The organism is Caenibius tardaugens NBRC 16725 (assembly GCF_003860345.1).
GTDB lineage: Bacteria > Pseudomonadota > Alphaproteobacteria > Sphingomonadales > Sphingomonadaceae > Caenibius > Caenibius tardaugens.
On the sequence record NZ_CP034179.1, the window covers coordinates 3,616,174 to 3,630,343 of the forward strand.

The 14,170-nt window shown below is 64.1% G+C and carries 19 protein-coding genes; 16 read left to right on the forward strand and 3 right to left on the reverse strand.

Annotated features, from left to right (window positions below; translation table 11 throughout):
• Positions 1–21: 21 nt before the first annotated feature.
• The 10 genes from EGO55_RS17025 (at position 22) to EGO55_RS17070 (ending at position 4,237) form a co-directional block, all read left to right on the forward strand.
• Positions 22–444 (forward strand): hypothetical protein, encoded by a 423-nt coding sequence (locus EGO55_RS17025; RefSeq protein ID WP_021688169.1) that lies wholly within the window; start codon positions 22–24, stop codon positions 442–444.
• Positions 441–641, forward strand: coding sequence for a hypothetical protein (locus EGO55_RS17030; RefSeq protein ID WP_021688168.1), 201 nt, complete (start codon positions 441–443; stop codon positions 639–641). Before EGO55_RS17025 ends, EGO55_RS17030 begins: the two co-directional genes overlap by 4 nt.
• A gap of 64 nt (positions 642–705) precedes the next feature.
• Positions 706–894, forward strand: a complete 189-nt coding sequence (locus EGO55_RS17035) for a hypothetical protein (protein ID WP_021688167.1) — start codon at positions 706–708, stop codon at positions 892–894.
• 28 nt (positions 895–922) lie between these two features.
• Positions 923–1,117, forward strand: coding sequence for a hypothetical protein (locus EGO55_RS17040; protein ID WP_021688166.1), 195 nt, complete (start codon positions 923–925; stop codon positions 1,115–1,117).
• Complete coding sequence (locus tag EGO55_RS17045) at positions 1,114–1,662, forward strand: hypothetical protein (protein WP_021688165.1); 549 nt, start codon at positions 1,114–1,116, stop codon at positions 1,660–1,662. Before EGO55_RS17040 ends, EGO55_RS17045 begins: the two co-directional genes overlap by 4 nt.
• 75 nt (positions 1,663–1,737) lie before the next feature.
• Positions 1,738–2,253: a hypothetical protein gene (locus tag EGO55_RS17050; protein ID WP_021688164.1), complete on the forward strand. Its 516-nt coding sequence runs from the start codon at positions 1,738–1,740 to the stop codon at positions 2,251–2,253.
• A gap of 78 nt (positions 2,254–2,331) precedes the next feature.
• Entirely contained in the window at positions 2,332–2,733 is a 402-nt protein-coding gene (locus EGO55_RS17055) for a hypothetical protein (RefSeq protein WP_021688163.1), read from the forward strand.
• A 285-nt stretch (positions 2,734–3,018) separates the two neighbouring features.
• A complete protein-coding gene (locus tag EGO55_RS20765) occupies positions 3,019–3,456 on the forward strand; it encodes a hypothetical protein (protein ID WP_174391286.1) in 438 nt (145 codons plus the stop codon).
• A 117-nt stretch (positions 3,457–3,573) separates the two neighbouring features.
• Positions 3,574–3,825: a type II toxin-antitoxin system prevent-host-death family antitoxin gene (locus EGO55_RS17065; RefSeq protein WP_021688161.1), complete on the forward strand. Its 252-nt coding sequence runs from the start codon at positions 3,574–3,576 to the stop codon at positions 3,823–3,825.
• On the forward strand, positions 3,815–4,237 hold the full coding sequence (locus EGO55_RS17070) for a putative toxin-antitoxin system toxin component, PIN family (protein WP_021688160.1): 423 nt from the start codon (positions 3,815–3,817) through the stop codon (positions 4,235–4,237). The genes EGO55_RS17065 and EGO55_RS17070 overlap by 11 nt, the downstream gene beginning before the upstream one ends.
• Positions 4,238–4,263: 26 nt before the next feature.
• Here the strand turns inward: EGO55_RS17070 and EGO55_RS20715 are convergent, their stop codons facing one another.
• Together EGO55_RS20715 and EGO55_RS17075 are read right to left on the reverse strand one after the other, a co-directional pair.
• Entirely contained in the window at positions 4,264–4,413 is a 150-nt protein-coding gene (locus tag EGO55_RS20715; protein WP_021688159.1) for a hypothetical protein, read from the reverse strand.
• A gap of 292 nt (positions 4,414–4,705) precedes the next feature.
• Positions 4,706–5,101, reverse strand: coding sequence for a hypothetical protein (locus EGO55_RS17075; protein ID WP_021688158.1), 396 nt, complete (start codon positions 5,099–5,101; stop codon positions 4,706–4,708).
• 86 nt (positions 5,102–5,187) lie between these two features.
• On the opposite strand from EGO55_RS17075, the gene EGO55_RS17080 reads away from it, so the two are divergent.
• The 3 genes from EGO55_RS17080 to EGO55_RS17090 all read left to right on the forward strand — a co-directional run bounded on the left by EGO55_RS17080 (position 5,188) and on the right by EGO55_RS17090 (position 7,603).
• On the forward strand, positions 5,188–5,442 hold the full coding sequence (locus tag EGO55_RS17080) for a DUF5818 domain-containing protein (protein WP_030090527.1): 255 nt from the start codon (positions 5,188–5,190) through the stop codon (positions 5,440–5,442).
• Between the two features lie 574 nt (positions 5,443–6,016).
• Positions 6,017–6,496: a DUF736 domain-containing protein gene (locus EGO55_RS17085; protein ID WP_021688156.1), complete on the forward strand. Its 480-nt coding sequence runs from the start codon at positions 6,017–6,019 to the stop codon at positions 6,494–6,496.
• Between the two features lie 81 nt (positions 6,497–6,577).
• Positions 6,578–7,603: a DUF2493 domain-containing protein gene (locus EGO55_RS17090; protein WP_021688155.1), complete on the forward strand. Its 1,026-nt coding sequence runs from the start codon at positions 6,578–6,580 to the stop codon at positions 7,601–7,603.
• 164 nt (positions 7,604–7,767) lie between these two features.
• Here EGO55_RS17090 and EGO55_RS17095 read toward each other — a convergent pair whose 3' ends face one another.
• Positions 7,768–8,091, reverse strand: coding sequence for a hypothetical protein (locus tag EGO55_RS17095; protein WP_021688154.1), 324 nt, complete (start codon positions 8,089–8,091; stop codon positions 7,768–7,770).
• Between the two features lie 465 nt (positions 8,092–8,556).
• Here EGO55_RS17095 and EGO55_RS17100 point away from each other — a divergent pair, with 465 nt between their 5' ends.
• From EGO55_RS17100 to mobF, 3 genes are all read left to right on the forward strand, one after another.
• A complete protein-coding gene (locus EGO55_RS17100) occupies positions 8,557–8,856 on the forward strand; it encodes a ribbon-helix-helix protein, CopG family (RefSeq protein ID WP_021688153.1) in 300 nt (99 codons plus the stop codon).
• A gap of 172 nt (positions 8,857–9,028) precedes the next feature.
• Positions 9,029–11,179: a type IV secretion system DNA-binding domain-containing protein gene (locus EGO55_RS17105; protein ID WP_021243122.1), complete on the forward strand. Its 2,151-nt coding sequence runs from the start codon at positions 9,029–9,031 to the stop codon at positions 11,177–11,179.
• Positions 11,176–14,169: a MobF family relaxase gene (gene mobF, locus EGO55_RS17110; protein WP_021688152.1), complete on the forward strand. Its 2,994-nt coding sequence runs from the start codon at positions 11,176–11,178 to the stop codon at positions 14,167–14,169. The genes EGO55_RS17105 and mobF overlap by 4 nt, the downstream gene beginning before the upstream one ends.
• The last annotated feature ends 1 nt before the right edge of the window (position 14,170 follow it).

Here is a 14,170-nt window from a genome sequence, read left to right on the forward strand (position 1 = left end):
AATCCGCCAGGGAGACATCCGATGAACGACGATCATTTCGACGGGCTGGTCAATGACGCGACCCATGCGGTCACCAACCTCATTCCCGACACCGTGCTGGACGGTCTTCGCGATAGGGAAAGGTCGGACCTGCTTTTCCAGATCAATGACGCGCTGACACCGATCCTGCGCGATGTGATCGACAGGACCGACACCGACAATCCGACCCGCGCCAGCACGGTTGCTGCCCTGATCTCCGAGTTGCTGGAGACCCATGCCCAAAAGTGCGACGAGGGCGGCGATTGCGAGGATGACCGTCCGCCGCACGTGATTTCGGAAATCCACGGCACCAGTGCCAATATCGACAGCATCGCGAGCTGCGACATGGAGACGGGGACGCAGATCTACCTCGTGCTGGACGATCGCACCTCGTTCCGCATCACCGTGGAAGCGATTGCCGCATGATCGAGATGCACATGGCGCTTCGCGCGCTCAGGCAGATCGCACTCGCTTCCACCCAGAGCGAACTCGATGTCGCCAGGATGGATGCCGCCGATATCCTCGACGAGGCCGGTTGGGAGAAGTCGGCGCGCACCGTCATCGACAGTATTGGCCTTCCGGTCGCCTCCGACGATGCGGAAGGCACACAGCAACAAGGCTGATCCCGCTGCCTATGCCCGCCTGCCGGGCACAAAGTTTCCTCACCGCAACATCATGGAGGATATCATGGCCCAACTGTCTCCCCTTCGTGGGGTCTTAGCAAGCGCGGAGCACGCATATGCCTGCGCGATTCAGCGCCGCAGCGCCACCGGCCGCAATCAGTATGTCATCCGCACCGGCAGTTCGATCCAGCCGTTCCGTGTGACGGAGACGCGTCCGGCGAAGGACGAGAATCTCGTCCTGCACGTCGCCTGACGGAATTCCCATCATCGAGGAGGCGCCAATGAACACTGCCGATCGATACCCGATTGCGCCTGGCATGTGGATCAGGACCGAGGAGAACGAGAAGCTCCTGTTCCTGCGATATTCCTCGACCGGCCACTGGGGCTTCTTTTCCGAGGACGGCCATCACACCGCGCGGGAATACAAGCTGCCGCTCGCGGGCCTCAAACCCTGGTACAAGGAACGCCGCCCATGAAAACGCACGCGCTGGCGAGCGGCCTTCGGGTCACTCTCAACAAGACCGAACTGCAGGCCTTGCTAGCGCTCGCGCGATATGGCGCCGAACAGATCGCGGCCGCACACCACTCCTATATCCTGCCCAGGCGGGGGGAAGCCGTGGCGGCGGACGTCATCCAGGGCCTCGAACAGGGGCTGTCGTCGGTCCGTTGGAAACAGGCAGAGGCCAAGGCACGACGCGATGCACCCAAGCGCGAAGCCGCGCGGCGCGCAGCACGCGAGCATTATGCCGTGATTGATGGATATAACGTGTGGGGCATGTTGGGAGACTGGACCGATCTCGCGGACGATCCCGACCGGCGCCAGTGGGCGGACCTGTTTAATCCTCTCACCGAAGCCCGTGAGCAGGCAGAAGTTCGCCGTAATGTCTGGCGGATATATATCAGCAAAGGCAGCGCGGCGGCGGACGATCTCATCGTCTATCCGGGCGATTGCACGCAGACCGCCGATCGGGGGGAAATCGGCGAACTCGCCCGACGTATCATCGCGCAACATCGGGAATGACGGCATCGGCCGTTCCGAAATGGCTCGCATGGAGAAAGGGGGAAGGGTGGCGGTGAACTTCCCTGGGAGCTTGCCATGACCGCCAGCGATTTTGCTACATACCATCGACCGGCTACGCCGCCTGTATTCATTTCCGGATCGCTTTCCATCCGGCAGCTTCCAGCCTGCGTGATGAAGCGGCTTGGCGTGATCATCGACCAGGAACTGCCTGTCGTGATCGGTGATGCCCCCGGCGCGGATGCTGCTATCCAGCACTTTCTTGCCGAGTGCGGCGTGCGTCACGTCACGATCTTCTGCGGTGGTTCCGTTCCCCGTCACAATATCGGCATATGGCCGGTCCGGCAGATCCGGGCCGATGCTCCTGCGGGCACACGCGCGTTCCATAGTGCGAAAGATCGGGAAATGGCCTGCCTCGCCGGCGCCGGGTTCGTCATATGGGACGGAGCAAGCCATGGCAGCCGCGCCAACATTCGGCGCCTGTGCGAGCGCGGGCGGTATGTCGTCGTCTATCTTCGCCCTGAAGACCGGTTCGTCACCCTCGCCAGCGATGCGGAACGGACGGCGTTCCTGGCGTCCGGCCGTCTCGGTTGACATTGCCGCGGCATAAGGGGCGCGGGGCTTCGCCATAAACCGCCTCACTCTTGAACTACCCTGACAGGAATAACGCCAATGACCGAAACCATCCGATTGTCCGCCGGAGATATCCGGCGACTACGAGAGATCGCCGAACGCATTGCTCGCCGTGACAGTTCGGCTGCCCGCTTTGCGATCGAGATTGCCGAGCGCGTCAGCCTCGTGACGGGCGATGCCGCCCTCAACATCCTCGCAATCAGCCAGGACCCGGATTGGGCGGACACCGATCTCAATCAGACATTCCCCTGGTCGCGCATCCGCGAGCGCCATATGCTTGTAAACGCCCGGGCGCTCTTCGACCTCTATATCTATGAACGGCCCGGCATCGGCGAGACCGGCGATCTTGTCTGCTGTGTCCAGGCCGAACTGGATGGACAGGGCCTCGTTGCCGTCCACGCCGACAGCGCCAGGGATGTCTGGCGCCGGTCGGATCTGTAGACTGTCCTCGGGCCCATTCGATACGATGAGTGCGATCGCGCACAGCAACCATGTCTTCGGGAACCCCGCCATGCGCCTATTCGGACTCTATGCCGGAAGCCGCGATGGCAGTTCGGTCTGGCTTGGGGCGGGGGCCTGCGACGCCGACGCCCGCGCGTTGGTGATCCGCTTGCAATGATGCGCCAATCCATCGGCCCAAGTGACTGATCGGCGATGATGAGATGCCGTCTCGCGGTCAGGAGTGGAGGGAGGGGGCGATAGTGATCCAAAATGGAGAACATCGCCATGTCCACCAGCGAAGAATCCTCGAAGGCTGTCGGAATCGTCGTGACCATCCGTGTGATCACGACCACTTCTGATATCGACATCGCAACACCGGAGCAGCTTGCACCCGTGCTCCATGCGGCAATTCAGCGCCTTGGGCAGCTCGGGCGGACGGGATCACTCGCGCTCGCCGCACTGGTCGATAGCGAAGACGACGATTACAATCATGGTTCCTTCTGGATCGACAGCATCGCCGAAGGCGTCAGCCACAGCTATTTCGAACGTCGAAAGGGACGTGCGATGTGGAAATTGCGATACTTCGCGAACGCAACCCGCCTGCTGTTCAAGGGCAATATCCGGTGGGTCATCTACCGCAAAGCTTTGCGCGAATGGCCTGTTGCCGTGGCCGGTAAGGACGGCGCCTATCAACTGGATCCCGATTTTTCGGCCCGCTGGTAGCGCCTGCATCCACGGCGCGCGCGCAAGCGCTGGCGCACAGACCGCTTGAAAGACAGGCTTCTCCTTCTTAGATAGTGAATCGAACGATTCGACCAATTCGGTCGAATGGAGGCAGCCATGCAGACCATCACCGCCAATGAAGCCAAGACCCGCTTCGGCGAACTGATCGACCGTGTACAGCGCGAGCCGGTGCGCGTGACCCGCCGCAATCGGGTTGTGAGTGTGATGGTTTCCCCGGAAGACTATGCAGCCATGCGGGCGTTCTACGCGGACAGGCTCGCCAGCACGCTACGCGAAACCGCCAACGAGGCCGCGCAGAAGGGCCTTACCGATAGCGAACTGGAGCGTCTGCTGTCCGATGAAGGGTGACAGGTTCGTTCTCGATACGAATGTCCTCATCAGCGCCGCGCTTTCAGCGGATTCGACCCCCGCAAGGGTGACGCTCTGGGTGATCGCCCATGCCCGGCTGATCTTCGCCGAGGCCACTTTCGAAGAATTCCGTTCCCGTCTTTGGCGTCCGAAATTCGACAGATATCTGACCATCGAGCGTCGAAATCAGATTCTACACGATTTCAGCGCAATCGCCGACTGGGTGGAGCTGAATGACGATGCTCTTCCGGTCAGCAGCCGAGATCCCGATGATGATATGTTCATCCGCGCCGCCATGGCCGGCTCGGCTCGCTGGCTGGTGAGTGGCCACAAGGATTTGCTGGACGTTCAGGGATTGCCGGCGATTACGATCCTGACGCCGGCGGACATGCTGAAGCGGATTTCCGCATAGCTCTGCCGACAAGGCGCTGGCGGCGGTCAGGCTCCTTCGAGCAGCCGCTCTCGTGCGAGATCAAGCGCGTGCGACAATCGCATCGCCACCACCTGATCCTTGGGGCCGGTCAGGCATTCGAGGGCCGCCTCCATCAGCTCGATGGCTTTTTTCAAACCTGGCTTTTCGTTTGTCATGTCTGCTTCTCCGTCCCGTCGCGCTCAGTCGGCGGGCACCCTCCCCGAAGGAGGATGCCGGCCCCTGAGCCGGACGGTAGAAAGACGCGAACAATAGAACGCGCGCCTGATCTTTAGCCGGAGCCTGGACATAATCAGGCAATCCGGCTGCAAGGCATGCGCCGACTCTATTGTTCGGAGTTTCTACTCTCCGGCCCACCACCGGCGGACACGCTCCTCTAAACCAATCGGGCAGCAACTGCCAATCGGTTCCGGGCGAAATTACCGGATGCCGCAGGTGGGGGCAGGATATTCAGCGTGTCGATAGACGCGCCGCTTCGACCGGCCGATACATATCCGCGCGATCACGCATCAGCTCCGTAAGCCAGACGAGATGGCTCGCCGCGTCCGCCAGCGGCAACGTGGCCACCGCATCGAACAAGCAGCGCTGATAAGGTGAACCGCGATCAAGAATATCGGCAAGGCGCTCGCGAGCGGGGCTATGGAGATCGCTGATCCCGGCATTGGCTTCGCGGGCCGCCTCCAGAAAGGCTTCGGCCAGCTCCTGCGTCTCGTAATATCCGGAATCCAGACCTTCCCCGAGGGCGAGGGCGGCGATCTCGCTGCGCACATCCGCGATGTCGGGATCGTTGACCGCATCGATCAGGGGCAGGCTGAAATCGAACCCGGTGAGATAGTCCGCAATCATGGGAAATCCTTTCTTCCAGGATTGGAACATAGGTCGAACATGTTTACAATCGGAATGATGCCCCGCAATAGGATCGTCGTGATCATATGCTTTTCCTCTTCCGCATGGGCCGCCTCGACCGGCGGATATCCCGCGCCGTGACCGCGGCGGCCGTTCCCCTGCGCCTTCAGGGACGTCTGCGCCGATCCGAGCGCGGTTTCCTCCTCGAGATGGAGGATGGCCACGTCTGGCGCCTCGAGGGCGCGCAGGATTTCCCGCCGCTGGTGGACGCGACCGTCATCGTCGAGGGACGCAAGGCGAGCCCCAGCCTCCTCGACGTTCTCTGGCTCGGGCCGGCGTAGCATCCCCAGAGGCACGCTCTGTTTCCTTCCTCAAGCGTCGCGCTCGCGGCACCGTTGCCGCGGACCTCGGCGAGGACGCCTCGGCCCGCAATCAGCGTCGCACGCGGTCTGTCATCCCACCCTGCGCCGCCTCGCAGGGTCTCGGCGTGCCAGGGCTGGTCCGGGCAAGCAAGGGCTGCCTCCGCCCAAGCTGCGGTAGAAGAAAATGGGCCTGCCGACGGGATTGCCTGATCCAAAGGTGTCGGCAGGCCCATTTTCTTCAACCTCCACTAGGGCGCAGCGCGACGTCCCTTGCTCACCCGGACCAGCCCTGACCCTTGAGCCCCGGCGAAGGCGGCTCCGGATGGGATGACAGACAGGCCCCGTCGCGTCCAACGCTGATCAGGAAGGAATGGCTTCGCCATGCTTTTCTTTGTTCGGGACGCTGCCGCGTCCGTTTTTCTTGGCTCAGGCTCACCAAATAGGATGAAAATCTGGCAAGAAAACAATGGCATATACTCGAAAAGGGGGAGGGGGTATAAGTATAGGTGCGGATGGGGATTGGCCCCGGAAGCATTTTTCAGGAGTATAGGTCATGAATATCGGTGAGTTCAATTTGAAGAAGGGCCGCCTGATTGGTTCGATTGCTACCCGTGCAATCGACCTGCCCAAGCTGGCCTTGCGTCCCGTCGAGAGCGACAACGAACTGGCCCCGGCTTATGAGATCGTCGCGCCCAATGTCGGGGGCCGCGTGGTGCAGATCGGCGCGCTTTGGGAAGCCACGGCCAAGCGGACCGGCGAAGTGTTCCTGCAAGGGAATATCGACGATCCGTCCATGTCCGAACCGCTCCCCATCGCGCTTTTCGGCACGGTCGAGGAAGGCTATCGCGTGGCATGGCGCAGGCAGGACCAGCGCGACGATTTCGGCCCTGCCGTCCGCTCCCCGCGCGACAATGCACCGTCCGGTTCCGGGCGCGGCGATGACTACGGGTTCGGGGACAGCACCGCCGATGCAAACGGCGGATTGTCGAGCCAAGGCGCCGCCGCCGATCTGGACGATGAAGTCGCGTTCTAGGCGCTGAACCAAGACGGGCCGGGGGAGTGGTGGAACACTTTCCCGGACCCTGACCGATCATCGAGCATCAGGAGCCATACCATGAGCAAGCAATCAGCTAAGGTAGCCGTTAGCACATTCGCCGACCTGCCGGAACTCTACGCCGAAGCCATCGCGACGAACCCGTTGGAAGCATCCTTTGGCGATCCGTTGCCGCTGTCGATCATCGAACCGGGCGACGAGCCGGGGGAATATGAGATGCCCGAACCCTTCGCGGCGCAGAAGGTTTGCGGCGAACTCATGACTTCGCTGCATGGCCTGCTGCACGACACGCGGCTTGACCCGCTCGCCCCGCAAATCGCTTGGGGTATCGTCAACAGCTTCCATTTCGTTGCGGGAACGCTGGAGCGTCAGGAGGATCGGCTTGCCGACAAGATCCGCGACATGACCCGGCGCATGGAACCGGGGGAGGTGTTCAACAAAGACCTTGAGGATACCCAGTTGCTTTGCCAGTCGCTCACCGAACAGCGCGCCGCTATCGAGGCGATGCGGGATTATGCCGCCGCGCTGTATCGCGCTTGCTGGCGCAAGGCATGGGCACCGACCAAGGGCAGCAAGGCTTCATCCGTCACCACCGCAAGCTATGTGAACGCGTTGGATTTCTTGCAGGAGCGCGCCCTTGCCAAGCGCGAGAAGCACCAGCCGCAAGGCCCTGTCGTCATCCTGTCCGGCCCCGCCATGTGGGAGGAATGGGAGCCGCTTTGGGCCAAGCTGGACGAGATCAAGGCGCGCGTGCCGCATATGACGCTTGTCACCACCGGGCAGCGCAAGGGCGTTGACGCCATCGCGGCGGCATGGGCGGCAAGGCAGGGCGTGCCCGTCGTCGCGTTCGGCCTCTACGGGGGAGGGAAGAAGCCCGCCTTCACCCGCAACAAGAAGCTGGCCGAGCTTGGCGCGGTGGAAGCCGTCCTTTGCGAGGGATCGGGCATTCAGGCCAATCTCTACCAGACCTTGCGCAAACAGGGCGTTCCCATTCACGCCTTCCGCAAGCCCAAGGATGCCCCTGCATCCCGCAAGCCGCAGGACGGCGAAGGCGATACATTCAGGCGCGCACGGCGCAGCGCCTGACAGCAGACAGCGCGGCGCTTCCCCCAAAGCGCCGCGCCGCTGACAGGACAACAGACCGGCCAAGGCTGGCGCGCATCCTTGCGCGCTGGCCTTTTGTCGTGCCGCCGGCCGCCGCCGCGCCTGACGGCGCGGCGGCGGGGAAGAAAAGGGAAGGGCCGACAGCTTCATGCCCCCGCCAAGGGCGTGGACGTGGCACCATCATTCCCCCTTGCGGGCGCCGGCGCGGCTGGCGCTTTCCCCGAACGGGAGACCTCGGGCGCGACCGACGCCCCCTTGAGCGCCGCCAGCGCACCCGCGCCGCCCAGCCGCAGCACATGGCCCAGCACGTCCCGGAACTCGCGTTCCGTCAGTTGCTCGATCGGCAGCGCTGTCACGATTGCCGCATAGCGATCGCGCAGCTTCTGGCGCGTGGCGGCAATCTCGCCCGCAATGCGTTTCTCGCGCGCTTCCAGATCAGCGAGCTTATCGCGTTCAGACATTTTCGGCATGACCAGTTTCCTTGTTCAGGCTGGCCCGCTCGTCACGCGATCCTTGTCGCACAGGCGCATCCGCGCCACAAGCGACCCCGCCGCATAGCGCGGCCTATCTCCCCTGATCGACCACCACCGCCATGGGTGCGCCCGGCAGCGGTAGGGATGACGCAGCGACGCTGTCGCTGCGGGCAAGCGACGCACGCGCTGCGCGGTTTGTAATGCACCGTACGCACGGGTGCTGTGGCCTGAAACTGCCCTATAATCAATGGTTTCCGTTGGCAGACGCGTCAGCCAGATTTCACGTTATTTGGCTGACGCGTCTGCCGCCTCAGTACTATTGCCCGAAAAAGCCCCGCAATTCCGTCGTTTCCGGCTGGCAGACACGTCCGCCACGCTGATTTTATTGTGATCGTCGCTTGTCTGCGCTATAGTTGCTGTGCGTCGTGACCTCCTTGTCGAAGCTCCAGTCGGAGCATCACCTTGGCAAGGGTCACAATCCGGATCGACGATGCCCTTTACGAGCGGCTGCAGCGCCGTTCCCGTAAAGTCGGCGTCAGCGTCGCCGAACTCCTCCGCCCCGCGATCGACCAGACCGCCGATCCCCGCGGCGGCTACGTCTACACGACGCAGGACGAAATCCTCTCCTGCGTCCTGCAGACGCTCTCTATCCTCGCGGCATCGGTGCGACGCCGGTCGCCCGAGACGCTCGAACAGGGCATGGCCGACGCCAGGGCGCTGCTCCTCGAAAAGGGGCTGCTCTCACCGGACGAACAGCCATGACCCGGCGCGCGGATCCCCACCTCACGGACACATGCCCGGCCTCGCGTTCCCCCTCGGCGGGCTTCCCGTCCGGCCGCGCGATTGCCTGCGATTATTCCCTGCCGGTCAGGGCCATCCCAAATCGGGGGGCATGCCGTAGCGCACCGCCAGCCGTTCGGGGGAGGGGCCGGCCATGAGCATCTTCCGCAACGACACGTTGGGGAGCTGGACGCGGGGCGGGCAGGCGATCGTCCACAATGTCCGCATGACCACCCAGGTCTTTTTCCAGACCGTGCTGGCCGGGCTGATCCTCTGGTTGATGGGGACCGGCTGGTATGCGTTCGAAAAGTCGACCGACTATCAGCGCTTCGTCCTCGCCAAGCTGGTGGAGGCGACCATCAAGGCGGATGCGGCGCCGGGGACCAATGACCCGGTGCTGTTCCGCACCCCCGACGGGCGCCAATACTGGACCTCGGCCGACACCCTCGCCGACTCCGGTGTCGCGAAGCAGGCGCTCCACAAGCTCGAAAAGGACCTCATCCACGGGGCGGCCATTGCCGGTGTGGTCGCCCTCTTCGGACTGGTCAGTGCCTGGTTCTATTTTACCCGAACCGGGAAGGGGCTCGGCTCCAACGAATATCTGCGCGGCGCCCGCTTCGGGACGGCCTCGGAAGTGCGGCGCGCGCTCCGAGGGCAGAAGAAGGGGGCGCTCACAATCGGCGGCGTCGCCGTGCCGGAAGCCTTCGAGCCCGAACATATCCTGCTGGTCGGCGCGCCCGGCACGGGCAAGACCAACCTCATCACCACCATGCTCGAAGGCATCCGCAAGCAGGGTAAGCGGGCGATCGTCTATGACACGGCCGGGAGCTTCGTCGAGAAATTCTATCGCCCCGGCAGGGACATCCTGCTCAACCCGCTCGACAAGCGCACCGACATCTGGAGTCCCTGGGTCGATGTTCCGCGGGAGTATCATTACGACCAGATCGCGGAATCCACGATCCCCGACAAACATGGCGATCCGTTCTGGAGCAAGGCCGCGCGCGGCACGCTGGTCGCGGTCCTGCGCAAGCTCGCGCGGCAGAAGCACACGCTCATCTCGGTCCTGCTTGATCGGGTGCTGCGTTCCCCGCTCGCCGATCTTGCCGCCTATGTGAAGGGCACCGATGCCGCCGCTTTCATCTCCGCCGAGGGGGAGCGCACCTCGGCCGGCGTCCAGGCCGAGCTTGCCTCGGTCATGCGCAGCTTCGCCTATCTCGACGATACCGAGGACGGCTTCTCGATCCGGCGTTGGGTCGAGGACGAGAAGGACGACAGCTGGCTGTTCGTCACCGTCAAGGCCGACCAGCTTCCTTCGCTGCGCCCCCTGATCACGGTCTGGCTCGACATCGCGATCAGCGCGATCATGAGCCTCACGCCCGACCGCGACCGGCGGCTCTATTGCGTCATTGACGAATTGCCGACGCTCCAGAAGCTCCCCAGCCTATCCGACTTCCTCGCCCGTGCGCGCAAATATGGCGGCTGCGGCATATTGGGGTTCCAGTCCTATCCCCAGCTGACCGCGACCTACGGCAAGGAGGATGCGGCGGCCATCACCGGCTACTGCTCGACCTGGGTCGCGCTCCGGGCGAACGATAGCGACACCTCGGAACTTATCTCCAAAAACCTTGGCCGGGTCGAGCAGGTCGAAGCCAACGAGGGGATGAGCTACGGCGTCAATGACATGCGCGACGGGGTGAACCTCAGTCGCATGCAGGTGACCCGCCCGCTGGTTCTGGACACCGAGGTCACCCATCTGCCGAACCTTTCGGGTTTCCTCCGTTTCGGGCGCAATCTCCCCGTCGTCCGTTTCACCGATCGCTTCAATCCGCTGCCTTCGATCGCGGCCGCGTTCGTTGAACGCACCGAGCCCCCCAAAAGGCTGCCGCTCGGCAAGGCCATCATCTCCCAGGCGTGGGCAGAGCGCCGCGCGCGCCAGGCGCGGGAGGAGGCCGCGAGGCGAGGGCAGGGTCCGGGACATCCGGACACGCCGCCGTCTCCCGGAACGGGGCAAGGCGATCTTTTTACCGGCGAGGCCAATCCCCCGCCGGCGCGGGAGCCGACCCAGGAGCCGCCCAGCCTGCCGGATCCCCAGGACGCCGTGCCGCAGGATGAGGTGTTCGGACCCACCGACCACAGCGATTCCGGCATGACGGACGAGGGAGCGCCGATCGACGATCATCCCGACGAGGAGAACAGGGTTGCCACCCCCATCCCCTTGTTGGGGGCGACGCGCGGCACGATCCGTGTGCGGCTCGACAGCCATGGCCGTTCCGAAGGCCCGCGTGAGAAGGCGAAGCCGGCATGATCCATCCTCGCCGCCTCAAGGGGACACCCGCCAATATCGGCCGCTACTATACAATCGGCGACTATTATACCAAGGGCGGCAACGAACCCTCCGAATGGGGCGGCAAGCTCGCCGCCAGCCTCGGCCTGTCCGGGCCTGTCGACCCCAAGCAGTTCGAGGAACTGCTCGCCGGCAAGGTCGGCGACCAGCAGCTCGGTCGCCGGCGCAAGGAAGGCATCCAGCATCATCCCGGCTGGGATTTCACGATCAGCGCGCCCAAGTCGATCTCGATCCTGGCGCTGGTCACGGGCGACGAGCGCATCCTTGCCGCGCACGAGCGGGCGGTCGGGGTTGCGCTTGCCTATGCCGAGGAACATGCCGAGCTGCGCCGCCGGGTGGACGGCGAGATCGTCCACGAGACGACGGGCCGGCTGCTGTTCGCGCGTTTCACCGAATATGCCAGCCGCGAGCACGACCCGCAGCTCCATACCCATGTCGTCATTCTCAACATGACCAACCATCTCAATGGCGACCGCATGTCGAGTCTCGAGACGCGCTCGATGTATGCCGAGCAGCTCGTCATGGGTCAGATCTATCGCAACGAGATTGCCCGCGACGTGCGCGCGCTGGGGCATGAGATCGTGTTCGATCCGCGTAAGGGGCTGTTCGAGGTCGAAGGCATGCCCGGCCAGCTTATCCGTGACTATTCGCAGCGCGCCGAGCAGATCAACGAGCATGCCGCGGAGCACGGGCTTGAGGGACAGGCCCAGCGCCGGATCTCCTTCTTCGCGACCCGAAAGGCCAAGGAGACGATCGGCCTCGATGACCTGCGCGAGCAATGGCGCGTGCGTGCTGAACCCTATCGTGAAGATCTCGACAGGCTCCAGGCCGCGGCGCAGGAGCGGGGTGAACGAACCATCGAGACCGATCCGCGCGTTGCCCGCCGCGCCGCTCTGTTCGGCATCCGCCAGAATGAAACGCGCGAGGCGGTCAACAATATAGGCCGTCTCTATCGCACCGCGCTCGCATCGCATGTCGGTGAGGTCCGCCTGGGCGACGTGCGGCCGCTCTACGATGCGCAGGAGAACAAGGGCAAGCTGCTGGTCACGGTGCGCCAGACCGGCGACCAGCCGCTTCCGCGCGGCCGGACATCGCGCCGGACCGCCAAACTCGAACTCGCACTGTCCGAGCATCTGTCTCTGGCCATGGGCGATGCGAAGCCGGTTGCCACCCGTGAACGGCTGGAAGAGGCTGCGACGGCCGCCAGGCTGAAGCCCGAACAGGCGGCCGCGCTGATCGCCATCGGCAGCGGCACAAACCGGGCGGTCGGCGTGCATGGTGTCGGCGGCGCAGGCAAATCCACCCTGGTCGCCGCGTTGGTCGATGCGACCCGCGACGACTATACCACCGTGGCGCTCGCACCGACCTCTTCGGCGGCGGCGGAACTCGGGCACAAGGCGGGCATCGAATCCCGCACGCTCGCCTCGCTGCTCGCGAGCGGCGGTTATGGCATTACCGACAGGCATATTCTCGCGCTCGACGAGGCGGGCCAGCTCGGCAACCGCCAGGCGCTGCGCGTGCTGGAGATCAGCCGCGCGACCGGCGCGCGTCTCATATTCCTCGGCGACAATAAGCAGACGGGCGCGATCGAGCAGGGCAAGGCCTATTGGCTGCTCCAGCAACTCGGGCTGCCGACTAGCCAGCTCAAGGAGTCGCGGCGCCACCTGACCGACGCGACGCAGGAGGCCGCGGACATGGCGCGCAAGGGCGACTATGCCGCGTCGCTCGCCGCGCTGGATCGCGTGACCACCGGCGACACCGCGGAGAACCTCGCCAAGGCGTTGGTCGCCGATTGGACCCGGCTCAAACCGGAGACACGCGACGAAACCAATATCCTGGTCCTCGACAACGCGACCCGTCTGATCGTCAACAGCCATATCCGCGAAGTCCTGAAACGCGAGGGCACCGTCGCGGCCGAAGACCATCGGCTCGAAGTGCTGACCCCGTCCGGCCTGACCGACCAGGAAAAGCAGATGGCGCGCTTCTACAGCGCGGGCCAGGTGCTCAAGTTCACGCGCGACAATCCCGGGCTGGGGATCGCGCGCGACGCCGACTATCGCGTCGTCGGGGTCGGCCGGAACAATCATGGCCGCCAGGTCGTGCGCCTGGTTGACGAGCATGGCCGCCAGATCGAATGGCGTCCGGGCCTCGGCAAGGCGGCGCATGTCAATGTGTTCCTGCCTGAGAAGCGCGACCTTGCCCAGGGCGACCGCATCCAGTGGCGGCTGGTTAACAAGGAACTCGAGGTCAAGAATGCCGAACGCGGCACCGTTCTGGCGCTCGAGGGCAATATCGCGACGATCAGATGGGACCGCGGCGAGCGCGTCCAGCAGGTCGATCTCTCGGCCCACCGGACCTGGGATCATGGGTATTCGGAAACCGTCTATTCGTCGCAGTCCAAGACCTATGACCGCGTCTATGCGCTAGCGCCTGTGGAATCCGGCCTCGTCAACGGTCAGAACTATTACACCGCCATCACTCGCGCCGCCTATGGCGTGAAGCTCTGGACCGAGAGCCAGCAACGTCTCGCGGAAAAGCTCGCCTCGCGATCGGGCGAGAAGACCTCGTCGCTCGAAGGGCTCGGCCGGATCAGGGCCGACAGCCACAAGATGCGGGGACTTCGCCACAAGGACCGGCACGACCGCTCCCGCGAGGAGAATGCCCGCGAGCGCGACGCCCGCAAGGCCGAGCGGGAGCAGCGCGAGCGGAAACGGCAGGGCCGCTCCGAACCCCGCCCGAACAGTCTTGCCGAGATACTCGCCGGCCGCGCGCAGGAGGCTGCTTCGCTGGTCGACCGCTTCCTGCGCGGCACGATCGAACGAGACCGTCAGCACGCACCGGCGGAGCCCGATCGCGGCGGCGCTCGCGAACCTGCCCAACAGTCAGAGGCTAGGCCAGATCCCCAACCGCAGCATGATCATGGCGGTCATGGTGGTGGACATGACCGATAGG